The following is a 10,868-nucleotide window of genomic DNA, read 5'->3' on the forward strand; positions in this document are numbered from 1 at the left end:
GGCCAACCAGGCGGTCAACAGCTTTTTTCACATCATTGTCGTTTTTCTTGCGCTGCGGCGTAACACGCCTTCCCTAACCTCTCTCGCTCGCCTCCGCCGCCGAGGCTCTTTCACCATAGTGCCGGGCCAGCATGGCGCAGGCGATCAGCTGGATCTGGTGGAAGAGCATGACCGGCAACAGGATCACGCCGACCTGCGCCGCCGGGAAGAGGACGCCCGCCATCGGCACGCCCGAGGCCAGGCTCTTCTTCGATCCGCAGAATTGCAGCACGATCGCATCCTCTGGCGAAAGGCGCATGACGCGCGCGATCACATAGGTCGCCGCCAGCACTGCCCCCAGGAGCAACAAGCAGAGCAGCATGAGCCGCCCCAGATCGCCGGGCGACACGCGCGACCACAGCCCCTCGACCACCGCCGCTCCAAAGGCAGTGTAGACGACCAGCAGGATCGAGCCGCGATCCACCATCGTCACCAGGGACTTATTCCGTCCGACAAAATCGCCGATCCAGGGGCGCAGCACGTGACCCAGGACGAACGGCGCGAGCAGTTGCAGCAAAATGCCTTCGATCGAGGCGAGCGATACCCCTGCCCCTCCATCGACTTGCATGACGAGGGCGACCAGCGCCGGGGTCAGGACGATGCCCAGAAGATTGGAGAAGGACGCGCTGCATATCGCCGCCGCCACGTTGCCGCGCGCGATGGCGGTGAAGGCGATGGACGACTGCACCGTCGAAGGCAGCAAAGTCAGGAACAGGATGCCGCTCGCCCAGGCCGGGTCCATGCCGGGCAGGTGCACCATCCCCAGCCCGATCGCCGGAAACAGGACAAAGGTCGAAGCGAGGACCGCCAGATGAAGCGGCCAGTTGCGCAAGCCCTGCCAGATGGCGTCGCGCGACAGCTTGGCACCGTGGAGGAAGAAGAGAAGGACGATCCCCGCCTCGGCGAGATGCCCCATGAACGTCGCAAAGCCGCCCCGAGCGGGCAGGACGGTGGCGAGCAGAACCGTGCCCAGCAGGCTGAGCACAAAGGGTTCAAAAACGGAAAACAGGCGCTGGATCATGGAGCGCTCCCTGGACTGGTCGCGCGACGGCGAAAGACGGAAGGCCTTGCCTCGACGCGCTACAAAGCGCGCCTGATAGGCGCTGCACCCGCGAAATACCAAATCTTCCCAGGGGAAATCGGGGGGAGCGACGCCCGAATCGCTCAACCCCCAACCCGATCGCCATGCCGCTGCCGGTCTTACCGGCGGCTTCCACTCCCGATTTCTGATTCTTTTTGATTGTCGGCCGACGATGCGCGCTTTCCGTAGGGGAAATCGCGGCCAAAAAAAAGGCCGGTCAAAGGACCGGCCGAAAAGTTTTTAGGAGAGGATGCCTGAAAGGCCCGATCCTTGTGCACTGCAGCAGCAACCGATGCAATTGCAACGTCCGCAAACATAGTTGCATGAAATGCAATTGGTAACGCTATCGCAATACCGTGGGGAGAGGAATGGCCGTGCTGTTCTTGATTTCCTCCATCGCAAATGCCGCGCTGACATCGACCAGCCGCACTCGCTCGATCAACCGCTTATAGACCCGGTCATAGGCCTTGATGTCGGCGACCCGGACCTTGAGGAGATAATCGATCTCTCCCGCCATGCGGTAGAATTCGACGACTTCGGGCAGATCGCTGACCGCACGGGCGAATTCCTCCAGCCAGGCGGCCGAGTGCTCGGCGGTGCGGACGCTGACGAAGACGGTCATGCCTGCATCCAGCTTCTCGGGATCGAGCAGCGCGACGCGGCGCAGGATGACGCCCTCCTCTTCCAGGCGGCGTATCCGTCGCCAGCAGGCATTTTGCGACAGGTTCACCCGCTGTGCGATCTCGGCGACCGAGGGACTGGCGTCGGTTTGAAGCTCGGCGAGGATTGCGGTGTCGATTTTATCGATCGTAACGCCGTTCATTGGGATATCCTTCCGCGAAATCCGAAAAACGCTGGCAACTTTGGTATGATTTGGCAAGCGGCTCGGCATATCCTTTAGCGCAGAAGGATATTGCCATGCTGATGACCATCCCCCCCGTCCAAAGCCAGAGCGTCGCCGATGCCCTGGGGATCACCATGGCCGAGCGTGCAGTGGATCAGGACTTCATTGCCCGCGCGCTGGCCGTGCTCGACCGCGATCGCCGACGCGCGCCCGAAACGCCGCTGCTCGCGCTGACCCTGCCCGCCGCGCCGACCATCGACCTTTATATGAAGGACGAATCGGCGCATCCGACCGGTAGCCTGAAGCACCGCCTCGCCCGCTCGCTGTTCACCAGCGGCATCGTGGCGGGGGTAATCCGCGAGGGGCGCCCGCTGGTCGAGGCCTCCTCGGGATCGACCGCGGTGTCGGAGGCCTATTTCGCCCGGCTGCTCGGCCTGCCCTTTCACGCGGTCATGCCGCTCAGCACCGCGCCCGCCAAGATCCGCGCGATCCAGGCCCAGGGCGGCCAATGCCATCTGGTCCGCCCCGAGCGGCTGTATGACGAAGCCCGTGACCTGGCCGATGCGATGGGTGGCGTCTATCTGGACCAGTTCACCAATGCCGCTCCCGCGACCGACTGGCGCTGCGACAATATCGCCTCGGCGATCCTGACTCAGATGGCCGGCGAGCCCCATGCCGTGCCCGATTGGATCGTGGTCGGCGCGGGCACCGGCGGCACCGCCTCGACCATCGGGCGGCATTGCCGGTATCGCGGGCTGCCCACCCGGCTGTGCGTCGCCGATGTCGAGCATAGCGCCTTTTATGCGGGCTATCGCGATCGGGACCCGGCCGCACGCTGCGCCTATCCTTCACGGATCGAAGGCGTAGGTCGGCCCCGTGTCGAGCCGTCCTTCCTGCCGGGCACGATCGACCGGATGATGAAGCTGCCCGATGCCGTCTCGATCGCCGGGATGCGGATCGCCAGCGATCTGCTGGGCCGTCCGGTGGGGCCGTCGACGGGCACGAACTTCGTCGCCGCCGCCATGCTTGCGCTCGAAATGGCGGAGGCCGGGGGCACCGGGTCGGTGGCCACGCTGATCTGCGATCACGGCGCGCGCTATGCCGATTGTCACCATGATATACGCTGGCTGGCGCAACAGGGGCTTGCCGAAAGCGTCGACGCTGCCGAGATGAGGCTGCGACAGATGCTGCTCAAGGATGCCGAATGACGACCAACCCGCTGCTTGCCGATACCGACCTGCCTGATTTCGCCGCGATCCGGCCCGAACATCTCGTGCCCGCGGTCGACCAGATGATCGCCGACGCGCGCGCCGCCGCCGACCGGATCGGCGGATCGAACGCCAGCGACTTCGCCGATGTCGTGCTGGCCAGCGAGCGGGCGGGCTTTGCGATGTCGCGCGGCTGGTCGCCCGCCGGGCATCTCCATTCGGTGGCCGACACGCCCGAGCTGCGCGCCGCCTTTGCCGAGGCGCAGGCGAAGCTGGCGGAATATGGGTTGGAGGCAGGACAGGACCCGCGTCTGTTCGCGGCCTTCAACCGCGTGGACCTGGCCCCACTGAGCGAAGCCGAAGCGCGGGCGGTGGTGCTCGCCCGGCGCGACTTCACCCTGTCCGGCGTCGCGCTGGACGATGCGGCGAAGGCCCGGTTCCGCGAGATCGGCGTGGAGCTCAACCAGCTGACCACCGAATTCGGCAATGCCGTGCTCGATTCGAGTGAGGCGTGGAGCGAGCATGTCACCGACGAGGCGATGCTCTCCGGCCTGACCGAGAATGCCAAGGCGATCCTGGCCGCTTATGCCGCCGAGAAGGAGTTGGACGGCTGGCTCGTCACGCTGCGCGAACCCAGCGTTCAGGCGATCCTGACGCAGGCCGACAATCGTGACCTGCGCGCCCGCGTCGCCAAGGCCTATGCCACCCGCGCCTCCGACCAGGCGGCCGATCCCTCCCACGACAATAGTGCGCGGATCGACCGTATCCTGGCGCTGCGCCATGAAGCGGCGCAGCTGCTGGGCTTCCGCGACGCCGCCGCCCGCTCGGTCGAGACCAAGATGGCGCAATCGGCGGACGAAGCGCTGGCCTTCCTGGCCGACCTCGCCGCTCGCGCCCGCCCGCTGGCGGAGCAGGAACTGGCCGACGCGACCGCCTATGCAGCCCAGAAATTCGGCATCGCCAAGCTGGAGCCCTGGGACACGGGCTATGTTGCCGAGCATATGCGCCGCGAGCGCTTCGGCGTCGATCGGGAGGCGATCCGCGCTTATTTCCCCCTGCCCCGCGTGATGGAGGGCACGACCGCGCTGATCGAGCGACTTTACGGTGTTCGCCTGGTCGAGCGGCCGGGCGTGTCGGTGTGGAACGCCGATGTCCGCTACTATGACGTGCAGGACCAGAGTGGCGAGATCGTCGCGGGCGTCTATTGCGACTTCCATGCGCGGGCGGGCAAGCGTGGTGGTGCCTGGATGGATGTCTGCCGTCCGCGTTTCCGCGATGCCGACCGTTTCCACCGGCCGATCGCCTATCTGACCTGCAACTTCCCACCCGCGACCGGCGACACCCCTGCCCTTCTGGCGCATGGCGATGTCGTCACGCTGCTGCACGAGTTCGGCCATGTGCTGCACCATCTGCTGACCGAGGTCGACCTGCCCTCGATCGGCGGCATCTCGGGCGTCGAGTGGGATGCGGTGGAGCTGCCCAGCCAGTTCATGGAGAATTTCGCCTGGGACCGGGCGACGCTGACCCAGCTGTCGGCCCATGTCGAGACCGGCGAGGCGCTGCCTGACGATCTGTTCGCCAAGATGCTGGCTGCGCGGCGTTTCCAGGCCGGGCTGTTCCTGCTGCGCCAGATCGAGTTCGCGACCTTCGACCTGCGTCTGCACCGGGACTTCGATCCGGCGCAGACGGGCCGGGTGATGGACGTGCTGAATGCCGTGCGCGACGAGGTGGCGGTGATCCGTCCTCCCGAATGGAATCGCTTCCCGCACAGCTTCAGCCACATCTTCGCGGGCGGCTATGCGGCGGGTTATTACAGCTATCTCTGGGCCGAGCTGTTGTCGGCGGACGCCTTCGCCGCCTTTGCCGAGGAAGGCCAGGCGGCAGGCGACCGGTTCCGCCGCGAGGTGCTGGCGCGCGGCGCGAGCCGTCCGGCGGCCGAGAATTTCCGCGCGTTTCGCGGTCGCGCGCCGGAGCCGGATGCGCTGCTGCGCCATCACGGCCTCGCTGCCTGATATCCATGCCGGGGCCTGTCACGGGCCCCGGCACTTCGTTCCCTTTTGTAACATGCGTCAGTGAAATTATTTCCCGCCGCCCCGTCCGTGATTCCGCTTCGTTAACCCTCTTAAAGATAAGAAAAGTCGGGCATGGAGGGATGAACGATGAGCGGGGCGGAACAGATTGATTTTGAGCAGCGGTTGGCCGCGTTCGACTATGACGCGAAAAGCTATTCGACCTTTCCCATGGTCAAGCGCGCGATCGAGCGGCATGCGCCCGCCGCACTGGCCGCCCTCTACCGCCACATCGCCAACACGTCGCAAATCCGCGGCATGTTCTCGTCACAGGCGCGGATGGATCATGCCCGCGACAAGCAGATGGAGCATTGGCGCAAGCTGTTCTCGCGTCCGCTCGACCACGACTATGTCGCCTCGTCGACCCATATTGGTCAGGTTCATGCGCGGATCGGGCTGGCCCCGACCTGGTATATCAGCGGCTATGCCCGGATGCTGGAATATGTCCTGCCCAAGCTGATCCTGGGCTGGCTGTTCTGGCCGTTCGGCGCACGGCGGCGGGCCCGGGCCGCGACGGCACTGGTCAAGGCGTCGCTGATCGACATGGATATCGCGCTGGCCGCCTATTTCGACGCCGAACAGGCGGGGCGCCGCGCGGTGATCGAACGTTGCGGCGCGGTGTTCGAGCGCATGGCGAAGGGCGACCTGACCGCCTCGCTGGACGGACTGCCCGCCGAATATCAGGCGCTTGCCGACAGTTTCGAGGCGATGCGTGCGCAGATGTGCGCCACCCTGGGCGTGGTCACCAGCTCGGGCGTGCAGATTCGCACCGGTTCGGGCGATATCAGCGAAGCGTCCGACGATCTGTCCGATCGCACCCGGCAGCAGGCGGCCGCGCTGGAAGAGACCGCCGCCGCCATGCAGCAGATCACCGGCACCGTCCGCCAGACCGCCGAAGGTGCCTCCAGCGCCAACCGCATCGTCGGCGAAGTCCGCCACGAAGCCGAGGAATCGGGCGACATCGTCCGTCGGGCCGTCGAGGCGATGGGGCAGATCGAACGCTCTTCGTCCGAAATCAGCGAGATCATCACGGTCATCGACGGCATCTCGTTCCAGACCAATCTTCTCGCGCTGAACGCCGGCGTCGAGGCGGCCCGCGCCGGGGAAGCGGGCAAGGGTTTCGCCGTCGTCGCCAGTGAAGTCCGTGCCCTGGCGCAACGTTCGGCCGAGGCGGCCAAGGACGTGAAGACCCGGATCATGGCCTCATCGACCCAGGTCGGATCGGGCGTCGCCCTGGTCAACGAGGCGGGTGCGGCGCTGGGCCGGATCATCGGTCGGATCGGCGAGATCAGCGTCCTGGTGTCCCAGATCGCCGACTCGGCCGCGCAACAGGCAATCGGCCTGCAAGAGGTCAACACCGCCGTGTCCGAAATGGACGTCGTGACCCAGCGCAACGCCGCGATGGTCGAACAGGTCACCGACTCGGCCCGCAACCTGGCGCACGAGGCCGAAACCCTGGCGCATGAGGTGGCCCGCTTCCAGCTTGCCGAGATGAGCGGCGATTTCCACAATCCGGTTCACCAGATGCAGCGCCGCCTGGCCGCCGCCTGATCCGACTTTCCCTAAAGTACAAATGGGCTCCAGCGTAGGTCGGGGCCCGTTTCGTGTCAGCGCCGCCGCGTCACTCGCACTGATGGGTCGTCGCGAAAATGCCCTTGAGCGAATCATCGGCCATCATCCTGCCCGCCTCGGGCGTCTTGCCGAGATAGGTGACGTAATAATCGGCCAGCTCCGCCCGTACCGCCTGTAGCGTGGCCGCACTCACCCCATAGCGCTCACGCGGCCAGGCATCGCTGTTGTGCGGCGCCCGCCCCAATCGCGCTTCGTCATACGCGGTCATCGCCGCTCGATAGGCCGCAAAGCGGATCGTGCCCTCGCAAGTGGGCCAGCTCTTGTTCAACTGCGCGCTCAGAGTGGCCAGACGCGGTAGCGGCGGAGTCGTGGTGCCGCAGTCATTGGCAAAGACGAAATTATCGAGGGTCGAGCCGAAAAGGGACTCCGTCGCCTGCAGCAGCGCGGGATGGCGAATGATGGCGGCGCAGGGGATGGCCCGATCGAAGGAACCGGCGCGGTCACCTATTCCTTCGGGCAGATAGGGCCCCAGCGCGTTCAGGAAGAAAGCGAAATGCCGGTCCGACGTCAGAATGTCCTCGACCGTCGCCACGGACGCCCCTTGCGAACCATCGCGCAACAGGTCGCGGCCCCATGGCGGGTCCTTGTCCGTGAACATGATCGCCGCGGAGTGGGCCATCAGGGTCAGGATCTGGCGGCGCTTCCCTGCCCTTTCGGGTTTAGACCAATCGGCGTCTCGCGGCTCGGATGCCCACAGGGAGATCGCTTCGATGACGGGCGCGAAGACGGGATCGTTGCGTCCGATGATCGGCAAGGCGCGGTCAGGGGCTCTGAGGGCCAGGGCGATCGCCAGATCATTGTTGCGACGCGCATAGACGCGGGCGATGCAACTCGCCATCGCAGCCCGCCCGTTGGACGTTCCGCACGCCGCCAGATCCTTGACGGTCTCGCGCTGGGCGGCAAGCTGGTTGGAGGGGCCTTTGTCAAAAGCGCTGACCTTCGCCAGGCTATAGAGCGATGCCATCGTCCGATCGGCGGCGGACAGATCAACCGAACCGCAAATGGCGCGCTCGACCGCGTTTCCGGCCTTGGCGCAGGAAAAGCTCGGCCCCTCGGCAGGACCGGCCGCGCCCAGCCGCGCGGGCGTAAGCGCCAGGCCCCATAACGCCACGACCAGCACGACCAGTATTCGAGCCCGCTCCCGCATCGCTCCCCCCTCGTTCGCGATCGACAGTACAGGATATCGCGCCCAGACAACGCAAAAAAGGCCTCACCGCAGGGATGACGCCGAACATACTCTATAGAAAGGATGGTGGAGCCGAGGGGGATCGAACCCCTGACCTCTGCAATGCCATTGCAGCGCTCTCCCAGCTGAGCTACGGCCCCATCGATTTGGGCACCAATCCGGCGGGATGCGGATCGGCCCTACAGCGCATATCAGACAATGCAGCCGTTACGGCGGAATGGTGGAGCCGAGGGGGATCGAACCCCTGACCTCTGCAATGCCATTGCAGCGCTCTCCCAGCTGAGCTACGGCCCCATTCCGCTGTGGAGGCAGCCCACTAGCGGGGCCGCCGGGGCTCGGCAAGCACTTTTTTCAAGCGCTCCCCGAGCCCGTCGGACAACTCAGTGTTCGTCGTCCTCGCTGGACGTTTCCACGCCCAGATCGTCGTCGCCGCCCAGATCGACTTCATCGTCGGGCGAGGGCTCTTCGTCCTCACCGGTGATGTCCAGATCTTCGTCGTCGCCGCCCGCCAGATCGCTGTCGGCTTCCTTGTTCTCGGGCTTGTTCTGCTCGAACGGCAGAGGCTGCTTCGACTTCAGGATGGGCTCGGGCTCCCACTGCGTCCCGCAATTGATGCAGGTGACGGGGTCGTCCTTTTCGAGGTCGTAGAAACGCGTCGCGCATTTCGGGCACGTACGCTTCGTGCCCCATTCCGGCTTGATCATGCCGTTCATACCTTTCGGAATTGGGTTTTCCGCCGGAGCGAAAAGTGGGCGCGCCTTGCCACAGCGCAAGGCCCCTGTCAAAAGCCCGCGCCATCATGGCGCATCCCCTTCCCCAGCCTCGCACCGTGCGAGCCGCCGCCGCCCTTCGCGGCACCATCGCCGTTCCGGGCGACAAATCGATCAGCCACCGCTCGCTGATGCTCTCCGCGCTCGCGGTCGGTGAAAGCCGCGTCGAAGGGCTGCTGGAGGGCGAGGACGTGCTCGCCACCGCCGCCGCGATGCGCGCGATGGGCGCGGACATCGTCCGGCAGGATGACGGGGTGTGGGTGATCCACGGCGTCGGGGTCGGCGGCCTGCTCCAGCCCGAGACCGCGCTCGACATGGGCAATTCGGGCACCTCGACAAGGCTTTTGATGGGCCTTGTCGCCAGCCATCCGATCACCGCGACCTTTATCGGTGACGCCTCGCTGTCCAAGCGCCCGATGGGCCGCGTCATCGAACCGCTGTCGCAGATGGGTGCGGAATTCCAGGACACGCCGGGCGGCCGCCTGCCTCTGATGGTCCGGGGTATCAACCCGGCGGTGCCGATCCGCTACACCCTGCCCGTCGCGTCGGCACAGGTGAAGTCGGCGATCCTGCTGGCGGGCCTGAACACGCCCGGCGAGACGACGGTCATCGAGCCGATCGCGACCCGCGACCATAGCGAGCGGATGCTGGCGGGCTTCGGTGCCGAACTGACCGTCACCCCCTCACCCGAAGGACGGGTCATCACGATTCGGGGCCAGGCGGAGTTGAAGCCGCAGAATATCATCGTGCCGGGCGATCCTTCGTCGGCCGCCTTCTGGCTGGTCGCGGGTTCGATCGTGCCGGGCGCGGACGTGACCATCACCAATGTCGGCATGAACCCGACTCGCACCGGCATCATCGAAGCGCTGAAGATGATGGGCGCCGATATCACCGAGCTGGACGCGCGCATCGTCGGCGGCGAGCCGGTGGCGGATCTCCGCGTCCGCCATGCGCCCCTGTCGGCGATCGAGGTGCCACCCGAGCTGACGCCGAGCATGATCGACGAATATCCCGTGCTGTTCGTGGCCGCCGCCTTTGCGACCGGCACGACCATCGCGCGCGGCGCAGAAGAACTGCGCGTCAAGGAGTCGGACCGCATCACCGCCATGGCGAACGCGCTCGGCGCGTGCGGCGTCCGTTGTGAGGAATTCGAGGACGGCATGGCCGTCACCGGCACCGGCGGCGATCCGATCCCCGGCGGCGCGACCATCGCGACGTTGCTCGACCACCGCATTGCCATGAGCATGACCATCGCCGCGCTGAACGCCCGCGAGCCCATCACGCTGGACGATGCCGCACCGGTCGCGACCAGCTATCCCATCTTCTTCGACACGCTGGAAAAGCTGGGAGCGATGGCATGATCATCGCGGTCGACGGCCCCGCCGCCAGCGGCAAGGGCACCATCGCCCGCGCGCTAGCCAAGCATTACGGCCTGCCGCATCTCGACACCGGCCTGCTCTACCGCGCGGTGGCGGCGACGGTGCGACAGATGCATCTCGATCCCACGAAGGAAGCCGATGCGGTGGCGGCGTGCAGCTTCGACGACAGCCTGCTGGCCGATCCCACCTTGCGCAATGACGAGACGGGCAAGCTCGCCTCGGTGGTATCGGCGCATCCGCTGGTCCGCGCGGCATTGCTCCAGCGACAGAAGCGCTTCGCCAATCAGCCGGGCGGCGCGATCCTCGACGGGCGCGACATCGGCACGGTCATCGCACCCGATGCGGACGCCAAGCTGTTCGTGAAGGCCAGTCCGCAGGTGCGTGCCCGGCGGCGGCACACCGAACTCGTGAAGAACGGAGCCGACGTGTCGTTCGAGCAGGTGCTGGCCGATATCCGTGCCCGCGACGAACGCGACAGCGGCCGGGCTACGGCCCCCCTTACCCAGGCCGCCGACGCGGCGGCGCTGGACACCTCCAGCCTGACGATCGACGCAGCGGTCGCTCGCGCGATCCAGTTCGTCGACGCCCAGGTGGCAGCCAAGGCGCGCTAATCCTCCCCAGCATGGGGAGGTGGCAGCGCGCCAGCGCTGACGGAGGGGG

9 protein-coding genes and 2 tRNA genes are annotated in these 10,868 nt (G+C 66.1%); 5 read left to right on the plus strand and 6 right to left on the minus strand.

Going from position 1 to position 10,868, the window contains the following annotated elements; all coding sequences use genetic code 11:
- Positions 1 to 73: 73 nt before the first annotated feature.
- Both SB4_RS09000 and SB4_RS09005 read right to left on the minus strand, forming a co-directional pair.
- Complete coding sequence (locus SB4_RS09000) at positions 74 to 1,060, minus strand: bile acid:sodium symporter family protein (protein WP_058752313.1); 987 nt, start codon at positions 1,058 to 1,060, stop codon at positions 74 to 76.
- 403 nt (positions 1,061 to 1,463) lie between these two features.
- Entirely contained in the window at positions 1,464 to 1,943 is a 480-nt protein-coding gene (locus SB4_RS09005) for an Lrp/AsnC family transcriptional regulator (RefSeq protein ID WP_058734742.1), read from the minus strand.
- Positions 1,944 to 2,038: 95 nt separating this feature from the next.
- On the opposite strand from SB4_RS09005, the gene SB4_RS09010 reads away from it, so the two are divergent.
- From SB4_RS09010 to SB4_RS09020, 3 genes are all read left to right on the plus strand, one after another.
- Positions 2,039 to 3,172 (plus strand): PLP-dependent cysteine synthase family protein, encoded by a 1,134-nt coding sequence (locus tag SB4_RS09010; protein WP_153006149.1) that lies wholly within the window; start codon positions 2,039 to 2,041, stop codon positions 3,170 to 3,172.
- Complete coding sequence (locus SB4_RS09015; RefSeq protein WP_058752314.1) at positions 3,169 to 5,184, plus strand: M3 family metallopeptidase; 2,016 nt, start codon at positions 3,169 to 3,171, stop codon at positions 5,182 to 5,184. The genes SB4_RS09010 and SB4_RS09015 overlap by 4 nt, the downstream gene beginning before the upstream one ends.
- Positions 5,185 to 5,331: 147 nt before the next feature.
- Positions 5,332 to 6,792 carry a globin-coupled sensor protein gene (locus tag SB4_RS09020; RefSeq protein WP_058752315.1) on the plus strand — a complete coding sequence of 487 codons (1,461 nt, stop codon included), beginning with the start codon at positions 5,332 to 5,334 and terminating at the stop codon, positions 6,790 to 6,792.
- Between the two features lie 70 nt (positions 6,793 to 6,862).
- Here the strand turns inward: SB4_RS09020 and SB4_RS09025 are convergent, their stop codons facing one another.
- The 4 genes from SB4_RS09025 to SB4_RS09040 all read right to left on the minus strand — a co-directional run bounded on the left by SB4_RS09025 (position 6,863) and on the right by SB4_RS09040 (position 8,763).
- Positions 6,863 to 8,020: a lysozyme inhibitor LprI family protein gene (locus tag SB4_RS09025; RefSeq protein ID WP_058752316.1), complete on the minus strand. Its 1,158-nt coding sequence runs from the start codon at positions 8,018 to 8,020 to the stop codon at positions 6,863 to 6,865.
- A gap of 103 nt (positions 8,021 to 8,123) precedes the next feature.
- Positions 8,124 to 8,199, minus strand: a tRNA-Ala gene (locus SB4_RS09030).
- A 78-nt stretch (positions 8,200 to 8,277) separates the two neighbouring features.
- Positions 8,278 to 8,353 (minus strand) — tRNA-Ala (locus SB4_RS09035).
- Positions 8,354 to 8,439: 86 nt separating this feature from the next.
- Positions 8,440 to 8,763 (minus strand): TIGR02300 family protein, encoded by a 324-nt coding sequence (locus SB4_RS09040; protein WP_058717749.1) that lies wholly within the window; start codon positions 8,761 to 8,763, stop codon positions 8,440 to 8,442.
- Between the two features lie 95 nt (positions 8,764 to 8,858).
- Between SB4_RS09040 and aroA the strand changes: the two genes are divergently transcribed.
- Positions 8,859 to 10,190 (plus strand): 3-phosphoshikimate 1-carboxyvinyltransferase, encoded by a 1,332-nt coding sequence (gene aroA / locus SB4_RS09045; protein WP_058752317.1) that lies wholly within the window; start codon positions 8,859 to 8,861, stop codon positions 10,188 to 10,190.
- Positions 10,187 to 10,819 (plus strand): (d)CMP kinase, encoded by a 633-nt coding sequence (gene cmk / locus SB4_RS09050; protein ID WP_058752318.1) that lies wholly within the window; start codon positions 10,187 to 10,189, stop codon positions 10,817 to 10,819. The genes aroA and cmk overlap by 4 nt, the downstream gene beginning before the upstream one ends.
- Positions 10,820 to 10,868: the final 49 nt, after the last annotated feature.

Origin of the sequence: Sphingomonas sanguinis (assembly GCF_001476905.1) — a bacterium.
Classification (GTDB): domain Bacteria; phylum Pseudomonadota; class Alphaproteobacteria; order Sphingomonadales; family Sphingomonadaceae; genus Sphingomonas; species Sphingomonas sanguinis_B.